Origin of the sequence: Providencia sp. PROV032 (assembly GCF_028484875.1) — a bacterium.
In the GTDB taxonomy this organism is placed as follows: Bacteria; Pseudomonadota; Gammaproteobacteria; order Enterobacterales; family Enterobacteriaceae; genus Providencia; species Providencia rettgeri_E.
In genome coordinates, this window is sequence record NZ_JAMPSX010000020.1 from 1 (window position 1) to 23,738 (window position 23,738).

At 39.4% G+C, this 23,738-nt stretch carries 21 protein-coding genes and 1 pseudogene; 8 read left to right on the forward strand and 14 right to left on the reverse strand.

Annotated elements, in window-relative coordinates; all coding sequences use genetic code 11:
- The 4 genes and pseudogenes from PSF42_RS13965 to PSF42_RS13980 all read right to left on the reverse strand — a co-directional run.
- A pseudogene (locus PSF42_RS13965) lies at nucleotides 1–650 on the reverse strand (Ig-like domain-containing protein); the annotation flags it as partial.
- Between the two features lie 63 nt (nucleotides 651–713).
- Complete coding sequence (locus tag PSF42_RS13970; protein WP_254879825.1) at nucleotides 714–1,271, reverse strand: DUF2846 domain-containing protein; 558 nt, start codon at nucleotides 1,269–1,271, stop codon at nucleotides 714–716.
- Between the two features lie 897 nt (nucleotides 1,272–2,168).
- A complete protein-coding gene (gene adiA, locus PSF42_RS13975; RefSeq protein ID WP_272680240.1) occupies nucleotides 2,169–4,442 on the reverse strand; it encodes an arginine decarboxylase in 2,274 nt (757 codons plus the stop codon).
- Nucleotides 4,443–4,546: 104 nt separating this feature from the next.
- Nucleotides 4,547–5,407, reverse strand: coding sequence for a MurR/RpiR family transcriptional regulator (locus PSF42_RS13980; protein WP_125891639.1), 861 nt, complete (start codon nucleotides 5,405–5,407; stop codon nucleotides 4,547–4,549).
- 255 nt (nucleotides 5,408–5,662) lie between these two features.
- Between PSF42_RS13980 and murQ the strand changes: the two genes are divergently transcribed.
- Nucleotides 5,663–6,574, forward strand: a complete 912-nt coding sequence (gene murQ, locus PSF42_RS13985; protein ID WP_125891640.1) for an N-acetylmuramic acid 6-phosphate etherase — start codon at nucleotides 5,663–5,665, stop codon at nucleotides 6,572–6,574.
- A gap of 26 nt (nucleotides 6,575–6,600) precedes the next feature.
- A complete protein-coding gene (gene murP, locus PSF42_RS13990; RefSeq protein ID WP_125891641.1) occupies nucleotides 6,601–8,064 on the forward strand; it encodes a PTS N-acetylmuramic acid transporter subunit IIBC in 1,464 nt (487 codons plus the stop codon).
- A 74-nt stretch (nucleotides 8,065–8,138) separates the two neighbouring features.
- On the opposite strand, the gene PSF42_RS13995 is transcribed toward murP, so the two are convergent.
- Nucleotides 8,139–8,744 (reverse strand): LysE family translocator, encoded by a 606-nt coding sequence (locus PSF42_RS13995; protein WP_272680241.1) that lies wholly within the window; start codon nucleotides 8,742–8,744, stop codon nucleotides 8,139–8,141.
- A 101-nt stretch (nucleotides 8,745–8,845) separates the two neighbouring features.
- On the opposite strand from PSF42_RS13995, the gene PSF42_RS14000 reads away from it, so the two are divergent.
- From PSF42_RS14000 to PSF42_RS14010, 3 genes are all read left to right on the forward strand, one after another.
- On the forward strand, nucleotides 8,846–9,829 hold the full coding sequence (locus PSF42_RS14000) for a hydrolase (protein WP_272680242.1): 984 nt from the start codon (nucleotides 8,846–8,848) through the stop codon (nucleotides 9,827–9,829).
- Nucleotides 9,826–10,044: a YheU family protein gene (locus tag PSF42_RS14005; protein ID WP_125891644.1), complete on the forward strand. Its 219-nt coding sequence runs from the start codon at nucleotides 9,826–9,828 to the stop codon at nucleotides 10,042–10,044. Before PSF42_RS14000 ends, PSF42_RS14005 begins: the two co-directional genes overlap by 4 nt.
- Before the next feature lie 176 nt (nucleotides 10,045–10,220).
- Nucleotides 10,221–11,090: a phosphoribulokinase gene (locus PSF42_RS14010; RefSeq protein ID WP_272680243.1), complete on the forward strand. Its 870-nt coding sequence runs from the start codon at nucleotides 10,221–10,223 to the stop codon at nucleotides 11,088–11,090.
- Nucleotides 11,091–11,180: 90 nt separating this feature from the next.
- Here the strand turns inward: PSF42_RS14010 and PSF42_RS14015 are convergent, their stop codons facing one another.
- Nucleotides 11,181–11,582, reverse strand: coding sequence for an OsmC family protein (locus PSF42_RS14015; RefSeq protein ID WP_125891646.1), 402 nt, complete (start codon nucleotides 11,580–11,582; stop codon nucleotides 11,181–11,183).
- A 356-nt stretch (nucleotides 11,583–11,938) separates the two neighbouring features.
- On the opposite strand from PSF42_RS14015, the gene crp reads away from it, so the two are divergent.
- Nucleotides 11,939–12,571: a cAMP-activated global transcriptional regulator CRP gene (gene crp / locus PSF42_RS14020; protein WP_006813718.1), complete on the forward strand. Its 633-nt coding sequence runs from the start codon at nucleotides 11,939–11,941 to the stop codon at nucleotides 12,569–12,571.
- Between the two features lie 191 nt (nucleotides 12,572–12,762).
- Nucleotides 12,763–14,112: a hypothetical protein gene (locus PSF42_RS14025; protein WP_272680244.1), complete on the forward strand. Its 1,350-nt coding sequence runs from the start codon at nucleotides 12,763–12,765 to the stop codon at nucleotides 14,110–14,112.
- 115 nt (nucleotides 14,113–14,227) lie between these two features.
- Here PSF42_RS14025 and PSF42_RS14030 read toward each other — a convergent pair whose 3' ends face one another.
- The 3 genes from PSF42_RS14030 to ppiA all read right to left on the reverse strand — a co-directional run bounded on the left by PSF42_RS14030 (nucleotide 14,228) and on the right by ppiA (nucleotide 17,170).
- Nucleotides 14,228–15,442 carry an aspartate aminotransferase family protein gene (locus PSF42_RS14030; protein ID WP_272680245.1) on the reverse strand — a complete coding sequence of 405 codons (1,215 nt, stop codon included), beginning with the start codon at nucleotides 15,440–15,442 and terminating at the stop codon, nucleotides 14,228–14,230.
- A 129-nt stretch (nucleotides 15,443–15,571) separates the two neighbouring features.
- On the reverse strand, nucleotides 15,572–16,147 hold the full coding sequence (locus PSF42_RS14035) for an aminodeoxychorismate synthase component II (RefSeq protein ID WP_004265957.1): 576 nt from the start codon (nucleotides 16,145–16,147) through the stop codon (nucleotides 15,572–15,574).
- A gap of 450 nt (nucleotides 16,148–16,597) precedes the next feature.
- Nucleotides 16,598–17,170, reverse strand: coding sequence for a peptidylprolyl isomerase A (gene ppiA, locus PSF42_RS14040; protein WP_125891686.1), 573 nt, complete (start codon nucleotides 17,168–17,170; stop codon nucleotides 16,598–16,600).
- Nucleotides 17,171–17,493: 323 nt separating this feature from the next.
- On the opposite strand from ppiA, the gene yihA reads away from it, so the two are divergent.
- The gene (gene yihA, locus PSF42_RS14045) at nucleotides 17,494–18,105 is read left to right on the forward strand and encodes a ribosome biogenesis GTP-binding protein YihA/YsxC (protein WP_125891687.1); all 612 of its coding nucleotides are present in this window, start codon (nucleotides 17,494–17,496) and stop codon (nucleotides 18,103–18,105) included.
- Nucleotides 18,106–18,219: 114 nt separating this feature from the next.
- On the opposite strand, the gene PSF42_RS20820 is transcribed toward yihA, so the two are convergent.
- From PSF42_RS20820 to PSF42_RS14065, 5 genes are all read right to left on the reverse strand, one after another.
- Nucleotides 18,220–18,267: a hypothetical protein gene (locus PSF42_RS20820; RefSeq protein WP_438361642.1), complete on the reverse strand. Its 48-nt coding sequence runs from the start codon at nucleotides 18,265–18,267 to the stop codon at nucleotides 18,220–18,222.
- A 337-nt stretch (nucleotides 18,268–18,604) separates the two neighbouring features.
- Nucleotides 18,605–21,397, reverse strand: a complete 2,793-nt coding sequence (polA, locus tag PSF42_RS14050) for a DNA polymerase I (RefSeq protein WP_125891688.1) — start codon at nucleotides 21,395–21,397, stop codon at nucleotides 18,605–18,607.
- A gap of 399 nt (nucleotides 21,398–21,796) precedes the next feature.
- Nucleotides 21,797–22,417, reverse strand: coding sequence for a thiol:disulfide interchange protein DsbA (gene dsbA, locus PSF42_RS14055; protein WP_125891689.1), 621 nt, complete (start codon nucleotides 22,415–22,417; stop codon nucleotides 21,797–21,799).
- A 33-nt stretch (nucleotides 22,418–22,450) separates the two neighbouring features.
- A complete protein-coding gene (locus tag PSF42_RS14060) occupies nucleotides 22,451–23,446 on the reverse strand; it encodes a serine/threonine protein kinase (protein WP_125891690.1) in 996 nt (331 codons plus the stop codon).
- 6 nt (nucleotides 23,447–23,452) lie between these two features.
- Complete coding sequence (locus tag PSF42_RS14065; protein ID WP_004262581.1) at nucleotides 23,453–23,722, reverse strand: YihD family protein; 270 nt, start codon at nucleotides 23,720–23,722, stop codon at nucleotides 23,453–23,455.
- Nucleotides 23,723–23,738 lie beyond the last annotated feature (16 nt).

Genomic DNA, 23,738 nt, shown 5'->3' on the forward strand with positions numbered 1-23,738 from the left:
AGATCGATATCGCCGTCTAAATCGGTGTCATTTTTCAGCACATCAAGGATCACAGGAACTTCCGTTTTCGTCACGCCATTGTCATCTTTCGCTTCAGGGGCATGCTCTACCGGTTTAGAACTGCGACTTCCTCCACCTGAACTTGAAGCAATAACGCCAGCAATAGGAATAAGTGCAGCTAACCACCATGGGTTAAATGCCCATACTGGTGCTAATGCATCACCGCCTATGGCTTGCCCTGTCGCTTGACCATCCGCCAATTGACTAATTGCATCACTTTTTTCTGCACTTTCTGGAATATATGGGAAATACTGACCATTTTCATGTTGACCAATAATTAGATTAGAGCTTCCTTCGTGATAACCACTCTCACCATTATCCGCAAAATAATTTTCGATAATAATATCTGGCTGCTCGATATCACTACCTTCAAAAGCAATAAATAAATTTTTATCAACTCGTTTAACTGCGATATTTTCTGGTGCAAAATTAGTTTCTTCATCAATTAAGAGATAATTAACATTTTTTTTTGCATTAATATGCAATGGTTGATTTTGTTGGCCTATACCCTGTTGCCCGGCAATAACAGAATGTTGCTCAATTGTTTTTTCGCTATTATTAATTTTAATTGATATTTTTTTTATAGACATAGTTATCCATTGCCTCATTGAAGACAATTATTCATTGTTTTAAATTTATTGGAGGATTTTCAGTTATTGACAATCTTCGAGCATATCAACACGTGATAAAGTATGTGACTGAACACTTATATTTCCTTTGATATCATTCAGTTCCTTTTCATCCATCGCTCTTAGTTTAGTTTTCCCATCAACTTCAACAATCAAAAACAGATGCTTTTTTCCAGCTTCTAATTCAAAAAAATCGGAAGCATTTAATTTAGTATTATAACGTTCTCTTACGTCTGTCTTATAAGCTGTTAAATTGTTTCTTCCAGCACACAGCTCAATACCCTTAACGGAATTACTTTCTAGCGAAGTTAAATATTCATTATTCACAAATATATTAATTGTTTTCCCTTTAACTTGATTATCTATGCGATAAAATAAAACTAATGCTTTATTATCATTAACCAAGTTATATTCTTTGAGAGTGTTCTTATTGTTCCATGATTCTTTATTATAACCATGTAACCCATCATTCCTCATACAGCCAGAGAGTGCAATTACACACAGCATTATTGCAAACCCATATATTTTTCTCATAACAACCCTTTCTGATACAATTAGTTTTTTATTTAAAACGGAAGCCATTCCCTTATTTAAATAAGGAATTTAATATTGAATTGGTGACATCTAGAAATTGGATTTAATTAGAATCCAATAGCAAAAATATATGATTTGTACACTATGGTTCCAACCTTATAATTTCCCCTCTCTAGGTAAAATATTTAGTTACATACTGAAACTTTTAGCATTATATAGTTTGCAATTGATATACGTCAAATAAATAACCAACAGCTATATCAATCGACCGAATAGATATCAATATTAGTCGCTATTTTACCAATTGATTTTAACTGACTGTTTTATAAGATAAAAAAACATTTTAAAGTTTAAAATATTTTTTTATAACCCTTAAGGAGTAAAGCAGAAAAGATTAGAAAATAACAAAAATAAAAATTTTCACTTGAAAATATGACATTTGTAGGTGATTTAAATATTTTTAATTCTCCCTACAATATGTTATCGAATTGTTTTTTATTTGTTTTATTTGCGTATATTCCCGCCGTAATTAAGCAGAAAAACAGATAATTTAATAGCGTAATATTCCTATTATATATAGAATTATGAGAGCATGATGTGAATATTCACATATGAAAATTAAATACGTTCTTTATCGAAACAATTATAAATCAGGTGAACTGAACATTACCTAGGAATTATTATTCTCTTTTTTAGCATGATTATTCCTAATTAATTTTCATCAAAGTATTCTTATTTAGATGAATAGAACGAATGTATAATACCCACAGAAAAACTTGGGTTAATTTACTTTTTCACATAACAAATAATATCTAAATAACTTTTAGAGATATTTAATTATTAAGCCATTAAATATTTCTAATGACTTAATAATCTCTGACAAATTAATAGATGAATATACTTACTTTATGGCAATTTTTCTTTCCTAATGTTTTACTAAAAGGATCAGTTAGTTCCCTGTATACACATCACATAATACTGGCCATCAATAATTTCAGTGCCTTCCGTTTCGTGTTCAAAGCCAGGAAATTCGCTATCCCATGCTTGAAGGCTATTTAGATAGCCAATATGTGGACTATTTTTATCACCAAAACTTTCACCTGATAACAACATAGGAATACCCGGTGGATACGGAATGATCGAGTTAGCTGCGATACGACCGGCGAGTTTATCTAAAGGTACCGCCTCAACACGGTTAGCAACAATTTCTTGATAAGCGTCGCGTGGGCTCATCATCACTGCGGGAAGTTGCTCATAAGCCTGATTTAACTGGCCTCCTGGGTTATTTTTCTGCAGATACACAAACATTTTATTCCCTAAATCACGTAGCCCCATCTCACCATAGATTTCAGGTGCCGCTTCGACCACTTCAGGTAATACCTTTTTCAGTGCTGTATTGTTATCATAGTGACGTTTAAACGATAGCAGCGCATTAACCAGCGTCCCCCATTTACCTTTTGTAATTCCCATTGAAAACAAGAACATAATTTGGAAATCAGTCGTCCGGGTTGGCACGATACCATAGTGATTTAACCATGCCGTGACTAGCGCTGCTGGGACTCCGCTATCCAGTAATTTACCATCATCCCCCATTCCTGGAGACAAGATACTGACCTTAATCGGGTCAAGCATCGCCCAATTTTCAGGGATATCTTTAAAACCGTGCCATTTATCTTCAGGGTTCATCACCCAGCAGCTTTGCTCTTTCATCAACAGTTCAACAGGGGCATCTTCAAAAGCATAGCGCTTGCCTGTTGCTGGGTCTTTCACCATCTCTTGATTCCATGGTTTGAAGAACCACTCGTCGTCATTGATAAATTCTTTATATAGGTAGCCCAGTGATTGGCGAAAGTCGATAGCTTCACGGATCACTTCATCTGTAAGTGAACGTCCACTATTACCGTCCATCATGTCTGCGGCAATATCATTCGAAGCACAAATGGCATATAGCGGTGAAGTGGTCGCATGCATATGGTAGGCTTGGTTAAAACGATTAAAATCAATCGCATTACGGCCATTTCGAACGTGGATAAATGAAGCTTGCGAAAGTGCATTCAATAATTTATGCGTAGAGTGAGTCGCAAAAATGGTCGGCTCATCGTCTTTTCTGGGGTCATCACGCATCGCAAAATGGTCATGGTAGATAGGGTTAAAACGTGCGTAGCCGTACCATGCTTCATCGAAATGGATCCTATCCAATGATTTATCCAGCAAGTCTTGTACTTTACGTGCGTGATAACATACGCCATCGTAAGTACAGTTGGTGACAACGCTATATGCAGGACGTTTGCCTATTTTATCCGACGTTAATGGGTTTTTAGCGATTTTTTCAGCAATCGCTTCTGCGGTCATTTCTTGAGGGTAAATCGGACCAATGATGCCATAACGATTACGGCTTGGCGTCATATAAACCGGTTTTGCTCCGGTTAAAATCAAACCTTGCTCAATAGATTTGTGGCAGTTACGGTCAATGACAACAACATCATCATCTGTCATGCAAGCTTGCATAATTGTTCGGTTCGAACCGGATGTTCCCACAACCACGGAATAAGATTGGTCAGCCCCAAAAATACGTGCGGCATTTCTTTCACATTCACCAAATGCGCCGGTATGATCTAACAGTGAACCCACAGCAACCCGCTCGATACCAATATCTGTACGAAATAAATTTTCCCCAAAGAAATCATGATAGATGCGACCTGCCGGGGTTTTAGTGAACCCAACACCACCTTGATGCCCCGGAGCTGCCCATGAATATTCATGTACATCACTGTATTTAATCAAGCTTTTCATCAACGGGGGTAATAAATTAGCACGGTAACGGATAATCGCGGCAAGGACACGGCCTGCAATAAAATCGGCGGAATCTTCTAAAATCCACGCAAATTCATCGACTTGTTCCATCATCTTACGGTCAAATGCCGTCAAGGCTTCTTCACGATCACTTAATAAAAAGACAGGGACATCTTCTTGCCTGCGATGAAGTTGGGTAATTAATTGATGTGCTTGCGTTTGTTCCTGCGTGTCTGACATATCACGGCCATATAACAAGCAGTCAATGCTGGTGTTTGACCGAATGTATGCCATCCCATCTTCAAAATTACGAATGATCACGGTTTCTACGTGCTCATCTTTAAGTTCACTGGCGAGTCTTGCTACGGCATGGCTAATAACGGAGTCGTCATCGGTTAATTCCGTATAAACTATGAGTGCTCTCATCAATAACTCCCTTTTAACTTTTTAAAATCAAAATACTTATGATATTAGTCTTAACGCAAATAAGGCTTGATTGCAAAGTTATCGATGAGGATCCTAGCCATCAATCATTCATCTAATTTATTAATCACTACTCTTGCATTCATAACCAATGACTTCGCTTTCGCTTCTCTTCGTTGTAATAACGCCATAAAGATCAAATCAGTAAGCGTATTTTGCGCAGTTCTTGATGATATTGACGAACTACGCCATTCATCTTCCTCTGCGATGCTTTCAAGAACATAATCCGCTAGTTGCCCCAATGGTGAATCACGATCACGCGTGATCGCAACGACGCACGCCCCTTGCTTACGTGCAATATTCGCGGCAGTTAGCATGTCTTTACGCCTACCTGTAAAAGAAATAACGATTTGTACATCATGAGTATTAAGCGTGAGGGCAGCCGCTATTTGCACATGATGGTCTGACTCCACTAACGTTGTAATTCCAATTTTTTGTAATTTGTAACTTAAATCTTTTGCTGTTAATCCTGACCCACCAATACCGACAATTTGAACTCTCTGTGATTGGTCTATTCGTTCAACAACTCTTTCAAATTGCTTGAAATCAATTAATTTTGTTGTTTCTGTAATTGAATGATTTTTTTCCATTGCCAATTTCTGAGCAACAACCATCAAGTTGTCATCAGGCGCAATACGATTATGTAGAGCGGAATGAGGCGCTCCTTCCTTAAATTGTTGGCGCCCGATAATCTCACTAAGCGCCAGTTTCAGAGCAGGATATCCCTTTAACCCAACTTTTTGGCTAAACTTAACGATAGCAGATTGGCTGACATCTAAAATTTCCGCTAGCTGCTGAGATGACAAGTTCAGCACATTTTCGGGATTTTCAAGGATAAATTGTGCAATTTTGCGTTGGTTTTCTGCTAATCGCGGTAATGAGTAAGTAATGATATCCAATAGTGTCATGACACCCTCTAGAGATTAACGTTCTTTTTTCGTTTCATAGAATAAATTAATAATAAATTATTCCTATTTTATTTGACCGATGACTTAAAAATAGTTGTTGAAATTCAACCAACAACAGAAATCCCATCTGAATTAAGTAACAAAATATTCTTTTATATTCGCAAGTTAGAATAGATAACACCGTGATTTCAATCACACCAAGGGAATAAATAATTCCTTATTATTAGTACAATAACTGATTTAGGAGCAATTTTTATGACTATCGACTTAAGCAAGATGGTAACTGAAAGCCGTAATGCGGCCAGTACTAATATCGACCAACTCTCAACGGCTGAGATGCTGAAGGTCATTAATAATGAAGACAAACTCGTTCCGTTAGCGGTTGAAAAAGTGCTCCCTGAAATTGCCCAACTGGTTGATAAAGTCGCAGAAGCCTTTTTAAAAGGTGGTCGTCTGATTTACTCGGGTGCAGGCACATCGGGCCGTTTAGGTATTCTTGATGCTAGTGAGTGCCCGCCAACTTATGGTACGCCCCATGAACAAGTTGTAGGTTTAATTGCCGGTGGTCATCAAGCTATCTTCCGTGCCGTGGAAAATGCAGAAGATAAACCTGAACTGGGTGAACAAGACCTCAAAGACATTCAATTTAATGAGAATGATGTACTCGTCGGCATCGCAGCCAGTGGGCGTACTCCCTATGTGTTAGGCGCGCTCGCTTACGCACGCCAAGTTGGCGCCACCACCGCGGCTATCAGCTGTAACCCTAATAGCCCTGTGGCGAATAGTGCTGATATCGCCATCACGCCAGTTGTCGGCCCTGAAGTCGTTACGGGTTCCTCCCGCATGAAAGCAGGGACTGCACAAAAATTAGTACTGAACATGATCACCACTGGGGCGATGATCCGTATCGGTAAAGTATTTGGCAATTTGATGGTTGATGTGGAAGCCACCAACGCCAAATTGATTGAAAGACAAACAAAGATTGTGATGGAAGCGACACAATGCGATAGAAATACCGCAGAGTCTGCACTTCAACAATGTGATAGACACTGTAAAACCGCCATTTTAATGGTGTTATCTGGCTTGAATGCCGATGAAGCCCGCCAGTTACTATCTAATAATAATGGCTTTATTCGTACAGCACTCAATATCGCTACCTCCGCTTAACCTGCGGATTTTATGAGATAAATAGCATGGCTAAAATAACAATAGAAATGATGCAGCAAGTTCTGCAACACGTTGGTGGTCGTCGTAATATTAAGTTAGCGGGCAACTGTATGACGCGCCTGCGCTTAACACTCAATGACGACCAGTTGGTCGATAAAGCCGCACTCAAACAAATCGCAGGAGTGCTTGGTGTTATTGAAAGTGATGAACAACTGCAAATCATCGTGGGCCCCGGCAAAGCACAAACTGCTGCGGATTTAATGAATCAATTGCTAGAAGGTGAAGACGACGACCATCAGGCAGCATCTTCCCCTCATGATCTGAAAGACATTGCTTCCGCAAATAAACAGCAACTGAAAAAGAAACAAACCAGTGCCGTTCACCGATTTTTATCAAAATTTGCCACGATATTTACCCCCTTAATTCCAGGTTTTATTGCTGCTGGCTTATTATTAGGTTTTGCAACACTGGCAAAACAGAGCTATTTCCCTGCAGGTCTCCCCACAAAACCTGAAGAGCAAACCCTACTCGTACATACTATTTTATATATGTCCGTATTTAGCAAAGGGCTGTTTAGCTTTCTAAGTATTCTTATTGGTTATAACACTCAAAAAGCCTTTGGCGGTAGCGCAGTAAATGGCGCCATCATCGCTTCACTGTTTGTTCTTGGCTACAACCCTGAAATAGCCAAAGGGTTCTATTCTGACATGAATAGCTTCTTCGGGTTAGCTATCGACCCAAGAGGTAACATTATTGGGGTCTTGATTGCCTGTATTTTTGGCGCATGGGTAGAAAAACAGGTACGTAAAATCATCCCAGCAAACCTTGATATGATTTTAACTTCAACAATTACCCTATTAATTGTTGGTGCTGCGGTGTTTATCTTCATCATGCCAATTGGCAGTTGGTTATTCTCTGGCATGTCATGGCTTTTTGTTCATTTAAGCAGCAATCCATTCGGAACGGCAATACTTGCTGGGCTATTCTTAATTGCAGTAATGTTTGGCGTGCACCAAGGTTTTGTTCCGGTATATATGGCATTGGTTGAAACTCAAGGCTTTAACTCACTTTTCCCTATCCTAGCGATGGCAGGTGGTGGGCAAGTTGGTGCCGCAATGGCGTTGTATGTTAAAGCCGCAAAAGACTCAATATTACGCAACCAAATTCGTGGTGCTATCATTCCAGGTTTCTTAGGTGTCGGTGAGCCGCTGATCTACGGTGTCACCCTTCCGCGAATGAAACCGTTTGTCACAGCATGTTTAGGCGGTGCTGCGGGAGGTTTCTTTGTTGGCTTAGTCGCTTGGATGGGTTTACCGGTTGGTTTAAATACCGTGTTTGGTCCATCTGGCTTAGTCGCTATACCAATGATGACCTCTGCGGATGGCGTGTTCCCAGGGATGTTAGTTTATGTAGGCGGGTTACTCGTTTCCTACTTATTCGGTTTTATTTTTACTTATTTTTTCGGAACTAAGAACGTCGATTTAGATTAATAACTCGATCAAACAAAAAAGCAGCTAGTTGGCTGCTTTTTTATGAGTCTATAAACTACACTTTTATCAAAAAATCATTCCGACCAAATCAGGGGAACACACAAAGCCGTTAAAATTCCCATTACCCAATTAAAAATAAACCAAGCACGGCGGCTACGCAAAAATAAGCTGATTAATGAACCAAACCCCATCCAGATTAAACCCGCCACTAAGTTAACCACCACGAATGCGATGCTCATCATTAAAATAGATTGGGTGAATAACTCACCGGGGAGACTAAATCCCCCTACAGCTCCTAAACCCATCATCCACGCTTTTGGGTTCAAAAACTGTAATAACCCCCCTTGATACCAAGTCACGCTTTTCGCGACTTCGCTATTGACCTTAAGTGGTGCATAATTAGCGGTGGCTGTTTTCCATGCGAGCCAAAGTAAATACAAGCTCCCAGCAATTTTTAATGCGATATGAATGGCAGGATAAAGCAGTAAAAGTGCGGCAATACCGAATGCAGAGAGATAAAGTATAGATTGCATACCTAACATAATACCAAGGCATAATACAATTGTATGACGAAAACCGTAATTTGCTGCACTTGACGTTAGCAACATATTGTTAGGGCCGGGAGTGACTGCAGCAATGAATAAAAACGTAAAAAGAGAAAAAACCAGCCCCAATGTCATTTATACTTTAGCCTCAAACTCAAATTTGTTTACTTGCATCACAAAAAAATAACAGTATGTTATGTGACTCACAAGAGTCTCCATTAAATAAAAATAAGGCTATGTCAGAAAACTTTCGTCCAATAAGTTGGGCTAAAAATCCACATCTTCAAACATTACTGCCAAGGATTTTCCGTAGAACACCGAAAATCAAACCGATATGGCAGCGGCTTGAATTGCCAGATGGCGATTTTATCGATCTCGCTTGGAGTGAAAAACCTGAGCTAGCAGCGCACAAGCCACGTTTAGTGATATTCCATGGCCTAGAAGGCAATTTTAAGAGTCCTTATGCCCACGGGATGCTAGAAGCTGCCCAAAAACATGGTTGGTTGGGGGTGATTATGCATTTTCGCGGTTGTAGTGGTGAACCCAATCGCCAACAGCGAATTTACCATTCAGGCGAAACCAGTGATGCTCGCTATTTCCTCCGTTGGTTAAAACAAACCTATGGTGATACGCCGACGGCCGCGGTTGGCTATTCCCTTGGTGGTAATATGTTAGCCTGCTATTTAGCTGAAAGCGGCCAAAATGCAGATGTCGATGCGGGTGTTGTTGTTTCTGCTCCTTTGATGTTAGAAGCCTGCTCTTTACGCATGGAAAAGGGCATTTCTCAATTTTATCAACGTTATTTGCTCAATGGCTTGAAACGCAATGCCACCCGAAAATTAGTACGTTATCCAGGCTCACTACCCTTAAACCTCTTACAATTAAAGCAGCTTAAACGGATCCGTGAGTTTGATGATGTGATTACTGCACGTATTCATGGGTTTGATGATGCAACCGATTATTATCAAAAATGCAGCGCATTACCCAAATTAGCTTATATCACTAAACCAACGTTAATTATTCACGCCAAAGATGACCCATTTATGGCGCCTGAAGTTGTGCCTGATTTATCATTTTTACCCCACAATGTGGAATACCAAATGACAGAACATGGCGGGCACGTCGGCTTTGTGAGCGGTACATTGAGAAAACCGCAAATGTGGTTAGAAACCCGTATTCCTCAATGGTTAACGCCTTATTTAGATAAGGAAATAATGTGATTATTCCTTGGCAAGAACTTGAGCCTGAAACATTGGAAAACCTAATTGAAAGCTATGTTTTACGAGAAGGGACAGACTATGGCTCCCATGAAAAAAGCTTGCAAGATAAGGTTAACGATGTGAAACAGCAGTTAGTTTCTGGTGAAATTGTGCTAGTCTGGTCTGAATTGCATGAATCGGTTAATTTCATGCCTAAGGGAAGTTTTTCTTTATGATGTGTTTATTCCATGGTTCATTTTGACATCATCAGCAACCACAAATTAAGTGAGTGTTTTCCAATGCAACCATGTCGTAAACTATCACATAAGACTCATAACCCTAACACCCGTTAATCCGCTTCATGCACTGTTGATTAAAATAGTGCTTATTAGCGCAACACAGGGAGTCTGCGATGTCCAAAAAGCACCCAATCATAGCCATCACCGGTTCAAGCGGTGCTGGCACAACCTCAACTAGCCAAGCATTTCGTAAAGTTTTTCACCAATTAAATATTCAACCGGCAACACTGGAAGGGGATAGCTTTCATCGCTATACACGTCCTGAAATGGATATGGCTATCCGCAAAGCCAGAGAACAAGGGCGGCACATCAGTTATTTTGGCCCCGAAGCGAATGATTTTGCTTTGCTTGAACAAACCTTAGTTGATTACGCAAAAACCGGCTGTGGGCAGTCCCGTAAATACCTACATACTTATGATGAAGCCGTACCTTATGGCTTGCAACCAGGGACATTCACCCCTTGGGAGCCGCTGCCAGACAAAACAGATATATTGTTTTATGAGGGGCTACATGGGGGCGTTGTGACGCCAGAACATAATGTTGCACAACATGTTGATTTGCTTGTCGGCGTTGTCCCTATTGTCAACCTAGAATGGATCCAAAAATTGATCCGCGATACCACAGAGCGAGGGCACTCTCGCGAAGCCGTCATGGACTCGGTTGTGCGTTCTATGGGGGACTATATTAATTACATCACGCCACAATTTTCTCGCACTCACATTAATTTCCAACGTGTTCCAACGGTAGACACATCTAACCCATTCTCAGCAAAAGCGATTCCGTCACAAGACGAAAGCTTTATTGTGATCCGTTTTCGTGGGCTAGAACAAATTGATTTCCCCTATTTGCTATCAATGATATCCGGCTCATTTATTTCCGCAATGAATACAATTGTCGTTCCTGGAGGGAAATTGGGGCTAGCGATGGAATTAATTATGGCGCCAATAGTCGAAAAATTAATTAATCAAAAGAACAGCAATTAAATTATTTTTTGATTAATAAATAAGATGCTTATCATTAATTAAGATAAGCATCTTTCGATTCAAATATATTAATAAATATTAAATTTATTTTTAGTTTTTTATTTCAAAGCTGTGTGTGACTTCAACGGTTTTCTCTAACATCAACGCCACCGAACAATATTTTTCTGCGGAAAGTTGAACCGCACGTTCGACCGCTTTTTCTGTTAATTCATTCCCAGCTACAATAAAATGCAAATGGATTTTTACAAAATAACGCGGGGCTTCTTCACGGCGCTGTGACGTTAACTTAACTTCACAATTAGTCACATCGTAACGACCCTTTTGTAAAATCGAAACGACATCAATCGCACTACAGCCACCTGCTGCCATGAGCACCATTTCCATTGGGCTTGGGGCCTTATCCCCCGCATTCCCATCCATCATCACTTGGTGTCCAGACGCTGACTCACCTAAAAAAGAAAGTCCTTCAACCCACTTTACTCTTGCTTCCATTGTATTTCCCCTTGAAATGAAATCGACTTAAAGGCTACATTGTTCCATAGATATAATGAATGTTATATCAACTTTATTTGGCTGAAGCGATACAGGGGAGACTTTCTGTATTGAATATGCTACAAACAATACTTAGTTGATAGGATTAAGATCAAAACTCAACGGTTTAATTGATCATATTATAGTGTTGATATCAATTTGCGTTACCCAAAGCAATCAAAAACGCTGAACCAATCAGCTGTTAGATTATTTAAAGGTATATAAGGCAAATTAATATGCTAAGCTAGTGACTTTAAAGCCAGCCTTTCTAATTCGTTTTTCTGAATGGCTGCAATAACATACAGAGGATAACGCTAATGGTTCTCGGCAAGCCACAAACAGACCCTACTCTTGAATGGTTTTTGTCACACTGCCATATTCATAAATATCCATCCAAGAGCACTCTTATCCATCAGGGTGAGAAAGCAGAAACCCTTTACTATATCGTTAAAGGTTCGGTGGCTGTTTTAATTAAAGATGAAGAAGGCAAAGAAATGATCCTCTCTTACCTGAATCAAGGGGATTTCATTGGTGAGCTTGGGTTATTTGAAGAAGGGCAAGAACGCACTGCGTGGGTTAGAGCAAAAGTCGCCTGCGAAGTTGCTGAAATTTCTTACAAAAAATTCCGTCAATTGATTCAGGTAAATCCTGACATTTTAATGCGCCTTTCTGCGCAAATGGCTAGCCGCCTGCAAACCACGTCTGAAAAAGTGGGCAACCTCGCCTTCTTAGATGTGACAGGCCGTATAGCTCAAACCCTATTAAATTTAGCCAAACAACCCGATGCAATGACACATCCAGATGGGATGCAAATCAAAATCACTCGTCAGGAAATTGGCCAAATCGTGGGTTGTTCCCGTGAAACAGTCGGCCGTATTTTAAAAATGCTAGAAGATCAAAACCTGATCTCTGCACATGGTAAAACCATTGTTGTTTACGGCACTCGTTAATTAACCTTTCGCCTCACACCCTTGGTGGGGCGCGCCTTTTTAAATAGCGTTATATCCTAGGTATAACGCTATTTCCCCAAAATACGATTTTTTATATATCTTTTTTTAATGAGTATCGTTTCTTTATATTTTTCTAGCTAATGATCAAACTAAAATAATAGGAGTTAATCATTATTAGGAGATTATTAGTCGTGGAGTTAAATCCTCAAGAAAATAATATAAAAAAATCACCTAGTTGTATGGATAATAAAAAAATCACATCCAAAAACCTTTCATTTATTGAAGGATTAAATGTTATTAAACCATTAAATACTGGAGGTTATAAGAAAGTAAATTTCGCTATTAAAACTTGTGAGTTTTACAAGAGAGAACAACCCGAGCTAAGCCAACTACCTTACTCACCACCTGTTGAAAAACTCTTATTGCCTTATACCTATTATCAAGATGATTTAGTTTCCCCATCAGATATCTTTGAAAATAGCATCACTATAGAACATGATTTACCAATAAAAATCAACCTGGAAAATACGCACATGAAAATCACCAGCACTAATGCCGAGCTAATTAATACCAACAGAAAAAATCTTTTAATTAACGATTTTGGTATCAATAAAATAAAACAATTCTTTTATAATTCGATTGAAAAAATACAATCAACAGGCAAGATTCAAGCTTTAGTGGTTAAAAACAAACTGAATCCTAGAAAGGAAGATTTATACAGCGTTAAGTTCTATAGCAAAAATGGGGTATCTGAAATACAAAAGGCTAACAAACAAGACACAGGGGTTATAAACGAAGAAAAGAACCCTCCTATATCACTTTCAGACAAGGATAAAGAACAATTTATTCAAACTAAAAGTCTAAAAAATGAAATTTATGAACTCGAAAAAAAGATACTACATTATGAACATTTCAACAATGCAGATGATAAATTTAAATATACAAAATCCACCCAAGATTTAATTAGTGAATGTATTTCATCCCCATTTAATAAAAGAAATACTAAATTTAGTGCTACCATTGACACTATGAATGGACTCATTAATAAATTAAATATTCGACTCAGTTCTCTTAAAAAAAATGAAGAGAAAAACATAAAACTTACATCTGAAAAAAACATATTCAATAGTTATGAGAGCCTAAGCTCAAATTCCTCAAGTTATTTTTCAGAAACAGCTGATGAATCAGGTTATAGCTCAGAAGAGGCTGAAAATAGAGATGTGATTAATAATAATATTATTAATCAAAAACGTCATAAGTTAGAGAATCAAAAACTAAAAAATACAGAAACGCCTCATAAAAAAACATACATTCCCGTGAAACCAAAAAAAATAACATATAAATTTAATGGGGAAATTTATCAAACTAACACATCAATATTAAGAGCTAAACATAATAGTAAAATATATCAATTTTCACTAAATGGAATCTCACCAAAAATAATTTCAAATCATGGGAAGGCAGGTACTAAAAAATTAGATGATATGTTAGAAAAAACACAAAAAATCATGCATGATATAGATAATCTTACAAAAAAATAACTGAGGAAAAAGCGCACTCTGCGATGATTAAAACGCGATTAATTAGCTTGGATAGCAAGTATGATTAAATGATTAGTTACAGAGGCGAACGTGCCTCTGTAACAATAAAACATGACTAACCCAGCAACTTACCAATAGCCGTTTCTAGTTTCGCCATACCGCTGTTGATTTCATCTTCAGAAATAATCAGAGAAGGCGTAAAACGCAGCACATTAGCGCCTGCATTGAGCATCATCAGGCCTTCTACCGCACTGGCTTGCAGGATATCTTTCGAACGGTTCAATAGTTTGCCGTCCAACTCCGCACCGATTAATAACCCCATTCCTCTGATCTCAGAAAAGATGTGGTATTTATCATTCAGTTTATTCAAATGGGCGATAAATAACTCACGACGTTTTTCGACGCCACTTAACACTTCTCCTGTATTAATAATATCAAACGCCGCATTCCCTACTGCACAGGCTAAGGGATTGCCACCATAGGTGGTACCGTGCGAACCGACTTCCATGGTTTTTGCCACTTCTTCAGTGGTGATCATTGCACTAATAGGGAAGCCGCCACCCAATGCTTTTGCCGTAGTTAAAATATCAGGCACAACATTGTAATGCATATAAGAAAATAATTTGCCTGTTCGCCCCATACCGCTTTGCACTTCATCAAAAATCAGCAATGCGTTATTTTCATCACACAGTTTGCGTACACCTTGCAGAAATTCTGACGTTGCTGCGGTTACACCACCTTCCCCTTGCACTGGTTCGAGAACGACTGCACAGGTATTTTCGTCAATGACCGCTTTGACTGCATCAAGGTCATTAAAAGGCACATGAATAATATCCGCGGGCTTTGGCCCAAAACCATCCGCATATTTCGCTTGCCCACCAACCGAAACGGTAAATAATGTGCGCCCATGGAAAGCTTGTTTAAAAGCAATAATCTTAGTTTTATATGGGTTATATTTGGTGATAGCGTAACGACGCGCTAATTTAAATGCGGCTTCGTTCGCTTCTGAGCCGGAATTCACAAAAAATGCACGGTCAGCAAATGTCGCATTCGTGAGCTTTTGTGCTAACTTCAGCGCCTGCTCGTTGGTGAAAATATTGCTGACATGCCATAGCTTTTCGCTCTGTTCACGCACAGCCGACACTAAACTAGGGTGGCAATGCCCCAAAGCAAGAACCGCAATCCCACCAGCAAAATCAATATATTCTTTACCTTGCTGATCCCAAACACGGCTCCCTTCGCCTTTAACGGGAATAAATTCCGCTGGCGAAAATATAGGCAACATAACTTGATCAAAAGTCTGCCGATTTACTACTGATTGCTCTGACATACCCCTCACCTGCTCTTATTTAATGCGATAATGAAAATATAATCATTAAATATGAATAAAAAATCAAAAAAGAGCAATAGCAAAGGGCATAATATGCATAATTAATTTATTCTGAACCAGATTTATAAATTAATATTTTAGAAAATTATTGAGTAATTCATGGCCTTGCTCACTCAGAATGCTTTCAGGATGGAACTGAACGCCTTCTATAGGCAAGGTTTTGTGCCGTATTCCCATGATTTCATCAACATCACCATTGTTCAGTGACCACGCTGATACATCAAAAGAAACAGGAAGTGTCTCTGCCGCAATCACCAGAGAATGGTAGCGTGTTACTGTCAAGGGGCGGTTCAAGCCCTTGAAAACACCTTGATGGTTATGGTGGATAGCAGAGGTTTTACCGTGCATAACTTCTCGAGCTTTAACGACTGATGCACCAAATGCTTGCCCAATCGCTTGATGCCCTAAGCAAATCCCTAAAATGGGTAATTTACCTGCAAAGTATTTGATCGCCTCAAGGGAGATACCTGCCTCATCCGGTGTACATGGCCCAGGTGAAATCACAAGATGTGTAGGTGAAAGCTGTTCAATTTCTTCGATGGTAATTTCATCATTACGTTTTACAACAACTTCTGCCCCTAACTCACAAAAGTATTGGTATAAGTTGTAAGTAAAAGAATCGTAATTATCAATAAGTAAAAGCATATTAGCCTATCCGACTGATTTTTATCATTATATATTAATTCTTATGCATATTTTTATCGTGTTGGCAATCAGAACGATGATTAAAACACCATAAAAATAATAATGGCGGCTATCATAGCACAGCCAAAGCAGGAAAATAGCCTATTTAAGTCAATGATTGTTTTTTATCAGAGATAAATTTCCATATAAAAATCATGGGATTATATTTACACTCTTATAACAACCCTGTATTTTGATCAAGATTTACTTTAAATACAATGAAATAAAAGGCTGTTAAAAATGAGTAGAAGCTGACACATTTTAACGAAGAGCGTTCATGAAGGGACACACAAAGGGGGGGAGGAACATGGTTTTTAATAAAAGTGGGTACGTTAAAGCAACTTACCCACTGTATTTGATATGATAGTTTTTAATCACTACCATTTTTAACCACTATGACGTTTTTAACCACTATGGCTTTTTAATTACTTCTGCAGAGATGATTGTAATAGGGTCAACTGGGACATTTTGATATGGCCCCACGTTTTCCGTTTTCACTTTAGAGATTTTATCTGCAACATCCATCCCTTTGACCACTTTACCAAATACAGCGTAACCAAAATCACGTTGTCCATGGTCTAAGAAAGCATTATCTGCGACATTGATGAAAAATTGACTCGTTGCACTGTCTTTATTCGCTGTACGCGCCATTGAGATAGTACCGCGTAAGTTACGTAAACCGTTATCTGCCTCGTTTTTAATCGGTTCACGGGTTTGTTTTTGTTGTAAATCTTTATCAAACGCACCGCCTTGGATCATAAATCCAGGAATAACACGGTGGAAAGTGGTTCCGTTGTAATAACCTTCATTAACATACTGAACGAAGTTTTCTGTCGTAACAGGGGCTTTTTTGCTATTCAGTTCTAATTCGATATCACCCGCCGACGTGACTAATTTAACATAAGTCTCACCCGCAGATAATGCAAGAGAAGATGCGCTCATTGCGCAGACGGCCAAAAGTGGCACAAAAATTCGTTTTAACATGTAAGATCCCTTTCGTTATAGCTCATTACAACTGCAATCAAGCAATTCTAGAGTGAAGCCAACAAGAATGCTGAAGATTTACCTATATTTACGCCAGAAAATAAAAACACACTAAATGCGCTAAATTCTAGACCAATTTCTGTAAAAGACGTCATCAATAATGGTTATTTTTCTATTATTACTATTTCACCCGCCCACAACATACAAAAATAAGGCTGGATTCAAAGGGAAAAGAGGTTGAGAGGATATTTCGAGTTGTCGTGAAGCGCTAAGCAAAGCTATAATCCCCGAGCCTTTTGAGGCTAACTCAGGGAGAACGACAAATGGCAATTAAAAATCATAACTACCAGATGGCAAAATTTGTCATCAGTGCACCCGATATCCGCCATCTACCTAAAGATACCGGAATTGAGGTGGCTTTTGCTGGCCGCTCTAATGCGGGGAAATCCAGTGCATTAAATGCATTAACACAGCAAAAAAGCTTAGCACGTACCAGTAAAACACCAGGAAGAACTCAGCTAATCAACCTATTTGAAGTTGAGGAAGGCGTTCGCCTTGTTGACCTTCCGGGCTATGGTTATGCCGAAGTTCCTGAAGAAATGAAACGTAAATGGCAGCAAGCACTCGGGGAATATCTCCAAAAAAGAGAATGTATTAAGGGGCTTGTTGTATTAATGGATATCCGTCATCCATTAAAAGACCTCGATATGCAAATGATTGAATGGTCTGTTGCAATGAATGTACCCGTTTTAGTTTTGCTCACTAAAGCAGACAAACTTGCCTCTGGCGCAAGAAAGAAACAGTTAATGGAAGTTCGCCAAGCACTTGCTCCTCTTGAAGGGGATATTGAAGTGGAATACTTTTCAGCGCTGAAAAAGATTGGTGTCGATAAACTCCGCATTAAACTAGATAGTTGGTATAACACACCAGCTTGATTTCTTTTATTGTGAGCCAGAAATGGCTCATTATTGCCTTATATCTTCTAATCCACTGAATTTTAGATAAAAAAATGCTCCAGTCAAAAAAACTTTGACTGGAGCAGCTAATATTCAGCTAAATCCGATTACGTGAAGTAAAAGGTCTGAAAGATAGAACATCTTACCTCTGTACCCTACGCCTATTAATGTACTTTATTTTTCGCTCGAAAAAAAGCCTTTTTGTAATTTTTTTTCAAAGCTGCCCACGATTCAGCACAATAACACACATAAAATAAGACAAAAAACGGATTTTAATTACATATTTATGAGATATATGTCGCATAAAAATGTTATCCATTTTCTGGCGTTTCACCATAAAATAATTGATTTATTGCAGAGTTAGATTAAATTTCTAGTAAATTATTTCAAACGCATAATTATCGGTTATGCCTTTATTGAAACATAAAAAAACCTCCAATAACGTCTTGGAGGTTTCTATATTCAATACAGTTAAAAATTAATGGGCTTCATCCCAGTTATCGCCAATCCCTACATCCACTTTTAATGGTACATCGAGTTTCATACTTTGTTCCATTAATGACTGAACTTGAGCTTGGACACGCTCTAGTTCAGATTCTTTGACCTCAAAGACCAATTCATCGTGAACCTGCATTAGCATGTCTGCATGCGGTTTTTCCGTTTGCAACCAATTATCAACGGCAATCATGGCTTTTTTAATGATATCCGCAGCGGTTCCTTGCATTGGCGCGTTAATCGCTTCGCGTTCCGCTGCTTTACGGCGCATCCCATTACTGGATTTAATATCTGCCAGATATAAACGGCGCCCCTCAAGTGTTTCAACATAGCCTTGTTCGGAAGCCTGTATACGTGTGTTTTCCATGTAACGTAATACACCAGGGTAACGTTCAAAGTAAAGATCCATATAGCGCTGAGCCTCACCACGAGGGATCCCTAATTGACGCGCTAAGCCAAACGCACTCATGCCATAGATAAGCCCGAAATTAATCGCTTTGGCACTGCGGCGTTGGTCACTGGTGACTTGTTCCAGTGGTACACCAAAGACTTCAGCGGCTGTTGCTTTATGGATATCTTTCCCTTCCGCAAATGCCGTTAATAGGCCTTTATCTTGGGATAAATGCGCCATAATACGCAATTCAATTTGTGAATAGTCCGCAGCCATCACTTTGTAGCCTTCACGTGCAACAAAGGCTTGGCGGATCCGACGCCCTTCTTCGGTTCTCACTGGGATGTTTTGTAAGTTAGGATCCCGAGAAGACAAACGCCCTGTTGCCGTGACAGCTTGGTGGTAAGAAGTATGAACGCGCTGAGTACGCGGGTTAATCATTAGCGGTAGTTTATCCGTGTACGTGGATTTCAATTTGGCTAAACTACGGTGCTCAAGCAATAATTTCGGCAATGCATGGTTCAGCGCCAATTCCTCAAGTACTTCTTCATTGGTCGATGCAGCCCCACTTGGCGTTTTCTTTATCACTGGCAATTGTAATTTTTCGAATAAAATCGTTTGCAATTGCTTTGGTGAAGCGAGGTTAAACTCTTCCCCTGCAAGTTCGAAAGCCTCTTTTTCCAATTCAGCTAAACGGGCAGTAATCACTTTTGACTGCGCTGCAAGTACGTTTGCATCAATTAAAACGCCTTTACGCTCCATACGCACTAACACAGGCACAAGTGGCATTTCAATATTTTGGAAAATATGATTAAGCTTTGGTTCTGCCTCTAATTGTGGATATAACGCGTGGTGCAATAATAACGTGACATCTGCATCTTCTGCCGCATAATTAGCGGCTTCTTCTAAGGCGATTTGGTTAAATGTTAGCTGTTTTTTGCCTTTCCCTGCAATCTCTTCAAAGCTCACCGTTTTGTGGTTCAAATGACGATCGGCCAAACTGTCCATATCATGGCGTCCCATCCCCGCAACACTGTTTAATACATAGGATTCCAGCATGGTGTCATAACCAATGCCTTTTAATTCGATGTCATAATTCTCAAGAACTTCTGCATCATACTTCAAGTTTTGGCCAATTTTGAGGATGTTTTCACTCTCAAGAATAGGCTTCATAAGTTCCAAAACCTCTTTCAGAGGAAGCTGTACTGGCGCATCAAGGTAATCGTGGCCTAATGGTAAATAAGCGGCATGCCCCGGTTCAATTGCAAATGACATTCCCACTAAACGAGCTTCTTGGGTATCTAAGCTATCGGTTTCAGTATCAAAAGCAAATAATGATGCTTTGCTTAATTTTTCAACCCAGCGCTCTAAATCGGCTTTTTCTAGGATCGTTTGGTAATTTTCGGCACACAATGTTGGCGCAGTTGGGGCTGATGGCTTCGCAGGTGATGTTGCTGGTGTTGGGCTTGCTTTCGCACTTGAGCCTTTACCCTCCATCCAAGTCCCATTTTCAACATCGGCTAGCCAACGTTTAAATTCATAACGACTGAATAATCGATGCAGTTTATCCACATCAGGTTGAGCAACTTTCAGCTCTTCACACGTTTTTTCCAGCTCAACATCCGTTTTAATGGTCGCTAATTGGTACGATAAAAAGGCAACATCACGGTTTTCCGCCATTTTAGGAGCTAACGTTTTAGAGCCTCTAAAACCTAATGGCGCGATAGCTTCAAGGTCATTATAAATTGCTTCTAAGCTACCAATACCTTGCAGTAAGGCGAGTGCTGTTTTTTCACCAACACCAGGCACGCCGGGAATGTTGTCTGATGAATCCCCCATTAAGGCTAAAAAGTCGATGATAAGTTCAGGGGGAACACCGTATTTTTCTTTGACTTCATCAGGCCCTAGAATCGTGTTATTCATGGTATTGATTAGCGTAATATTAGGTTCAACTAATTGCGCCATATCTTTATCGCCCGTACTGATTAACACAGGTATACCTTTTCGGCTTGCTTCACAGGCTAATGTCCCGATAACATCATCAGCCTCTACGCCTGAAACAACAAGCAAAGGCAACCCCATCGCTTCAACCATTTCATGCAATGGGCCGATTTGAGCGCGTAAATCATCAGGCATGGGTGGGCGATGAGACTTATAGCTTTCAAACAATTCATCACGAAATGTTTTTCCCTTCGCATCAAAGACAACCGCTACATGGCTAGGTTTATACTGCATAATTAAACTGCGTAGCATATTAAGCACGCCATACATTGCCCCTGTAGGCTCACCTGCACTATTAGTCAGTGGAGGAAATGCATGATAAGCACGGTATAGGTAAGAAGAACCATCAACCAAAATAAGGGGGTTTTCTGCAATCTGAGCCATAATCTGTCATCATCTTTTTAGTCAGGAACGAATACTAATAGGATGCCATAATGTAGCCTCAGATACATCCCAAGTTTTATATTCTGCTTAGTTAGATAACTAAAAACACACCAAAATCATCCACTATTATGAGTACACCATTGATTACAGTTAATTAAAATTAATCACGCCGATTAACTAAGTATCTGACTAACATCCTGTGGATAAGCTTGTGTGTAAATTTATGTTACTCAGTAAATTCAACAAGTAACATGGCTATTAATAATATAAACAGAAAAGTAAAATCAAAGGGTTAGCACATAATTGAATGGATTTAACACACGTGAAAGAAAGTCTTAGAATTGTGGATATTACGAGAAGAAAACAGACGATGGTGAGTATACCACCGTCTATGTACGATTACTTTTTACTGATTAAGAAGTTCACAACGTTAGAGAACTCTTTACCATAATCAGCCGCATTATCAACTGAGATACCGTTATTACGAACTTGGTATTTACCATCAACAAATAGTGCAGGAACACCGCGAAGTTTTAAGTCTTGCGCTGCGTTTTGCTGTTTTGCAACGATAGATTTCACGACAAAGCTATTTAACGCTGCATCATATTCTTCACCCGAGATACCTGCTTTGATAAAAGCATTACGGATATCAGCTTTACTATTGATAGTTTGCGTTTTTTGGATACCTTCAAACAGGATAGGTGTCACTTTGTCTTCTGCTTTCAGGACAATCGCAACAGCCCAAGCTTGGGTTAAATCAGCGCCTAAAGGACCAAGAAAGTCAACGTGATAGCGTTCCATCTTCACGCCTTCTGGCAAGTTTTTCTCTACGGTTTGAGGCACTTTATACACACTCTCAAATTGATAACAGTGTGGGCAATAAAATGAGAAGAACTCCAGAACTTGCGGTAAATTTGGGACAGCTTTAACATCAGTATACTCTTTACCTTCCGTGTAGTTTGCCGCTGCAGCACTAAAAGACATGGCAATACCAAGCAAAGCCAACATAATTTTTTTCATAGACTACATTCTCCAAAAACAAAAACTTAAAAGTTAAAACTGAGGGGTTAACTGCAAAGGGGCGTCTTGCAACCGTTCAATTTGTTGATTAAATTCGAGCGATTGTTTTTGCCAAAAATCATCAGCTTGTAGCCATGAAAATGCTCTAGGAAACGCAGGGTCTTGCCAGCGGCGGATAACCCACCCGAGGTAATGTACCATGCGCATTGCTCTAAGAGGTTCAATAAGCTTCAGCTGTTTTACATCAAAATCACAAAACTCATTATACGTTTCTAATAACGTATCCAATTGAATGACTTGATCTTGACGAGAACCATTAAGCAGCATCCAGATATCTTGGATTGCAGGCCCGTTTCGAGCATCATCAAAATCCACCATCCAAGCTTCATCGCGCCATAGAATATTACCTGGATGGCAATCACCTTGTAGGCGAATAGATGAATGTGAATCAGGCCATTGTAATTTTACTTGTGCAATCAATGCATCTAAAGATGCCATAAATTGGACTTTATAACGTTCCGCAATCAAAGGACTCGATGCCATCACTTGGCGGGGTTGCGCCAAATATTCATCGACGCCTATTGTCGGACGAAATGCAAAATTTTTACGCTGACCAATTTGGTGTATACGCCCTAATAAGTGGCCTACACTTTCTAATTGAAACAAATTATCGGTTTCATATTGCCTGCCACCGATACTCGGAAAGATTGCAAATATAAACCCACCAAATTCCAATACCGTTTGCCCTGCAAACTCAAGAGGTGCGGCTACAGATAAGCCTTCGTCTCGTAGTTCTAAAGTAAAATCGTGCTCTTCTTGAATTTGTGAGCGGTTCCAACGTTCAGGCCGATAAAATTTAACCACATAACGTTGCCGATTTTCGTCTTGGAACTGATAAACACGATTTTCGTAGCTATTTAATTCAAGTAGCCCTGATTCGGGGTAAACCCCAACTTCCATTAAGGCATCTAAAATTAAGTCAGGGGAAATTCCACTAAAATGGAAATTCGAATGTTCTATTTCATCCATCGCGCTTTAGTCTTTAATGATCCCACGGGCACGCAAAATAGCGGTTTTAAAGTCATCTTCATAATCTTTTTTTAAACCCGGGATCGCTTCATTGCTGTCCGAGCCACGCATTTTTAAATGATAAATCAGCACATCGTCTGTTAACTCAGATAAACTACCTTTAAAGCCGGCTTCATCAGCCAATTTTTGCAATAATTCTACCAAGTTTAAATCTGAATTATCTTTCCAGACAGGATGCAGAAGCTCAATAACTTCATTTAAGCGATGGCATTTCATGTTTATTCCTTTATCA

Bases quoted from the DNA above. Each gene is read 5' to 3' on its own strand.
- ppiA (WP_125891686.1), bottom strand. From the start codon at position 17,170: ATGTTAAAACGAATTTTTGTGCCACTTTTGGCCGTCTGCGCAATGAGC.
- PSF42_RS13970 (WP_254879825.1), bottom strand. From the start codon at position 1,271: ATGGCTTCCGTTTTAAATAAAAAACTAATTGTATCAGAAAGGGTTGTT.
- PSF42_RS14010 (WP_272680243.1), top strand. From the start codon at position 10,221: ATGTCCAAAAAGCACCCAATCATAGCCATCACCGGTTCAAGCGGTGCT.
- PSF42_RS14000 (WP_272680242.1), top strand. From the start codon at position 8,846: ATGTCAGAAAACTTTCGTCCAATAAGTTGGGCTAAAAATCCACATCTT.
- murQ (WP_125891640.1), top strand. From the start codon at position 5,663: ATGACTATCGACTTAAGCAAGATGGTAACTGAAAGCCGTAATGCGGCC.
- crp (WP_006813718.1), top strand. From the start codon at position 11,939: ATGGTTCTCGGCAAGCCACAAACAGACCCTACTCTTGAATGGTTTTTG.
- PSF42_RS14030 (WP_272680245.1), bottom strand. From the start codon at position 15,442: ATGTCAGAGCAATCAGTAGTAAATCGGCAGACTTTTGATCAAGTTATG.
- polA (WP_125891688.1), bottom strand. From the start codon at position 21,397: ATGGCTCAGATTGCAGAAAACCCCCTTATTTTGGTTGATGGTTCTTCT.
- yihA (WP_125891687.1), top strand. From the start codon at position 17,494: ATGGCAATTAAAAATCATAACTACCAGATGGCAAAATTTGTCATCAGT.
- PSF42_RS13995 (WP_272680241.1), bottom strand. From the start codon at position 8,744: ATGACATTGGGGCTGGTTTTTTCTCTTTTTACGTTTTTATTCATTGCT.
- adiA (WP_272680240.1), bottom strand. From the start codon at position 4,442: ATGAGAGCACTCATAGTTTATACGGAATTAACCGATGACGACTCCGTT.
- PSF42_RS13980 (WP_125891639.1), bottom strand. From the start codon at position 5,407: ATGACACTATTGGATATCATTACTTACTCATTACCGCGATTAGCAGAA.
- PSF42_RS14065 (WP_004262581.1), bottom strand. From the start codon at position 23,722: ATGAAATGCCATCGCTTAAATGAAGTTATTGAGCTTCTGCATCCTGTC.
- PSF42_RS14060 (WP_125891690.1), bottom strand. From the start codon at position 23,446: ATGGATGAAATAGAACATTCGAATTTCCATTTTAGTGGAATTTCCCCT.
- PSF42_RS14015 (WP_125891646.1), bottom strand. From the start codon at position 11,582: ATGGAAGCAAGAGTAAAGTGGGTTGAAGGACTTTCTTTTTTAGGTGAG.
- dsbA (WP_125891689.1), bottom strand. From the start codon at position 22,417: ATGAAAAAAATTATGTTGGCTTTGCTTGGTATTGCCATGTCTTTTAGT.
- murP (WP_125891641.1), top strand. From the start codon at position 6,601: ATGGCTAAAATAACAATAGAAATGATGCAGCAAGTTCTGCAACACGTT.
- PSF42_RS14035 (WP_004265957.1), bottom strand. From the start codon at position 16,147: ATGCTTTTACTTATTGATAATTACGATTCTTTTACTTACAACTTATAC.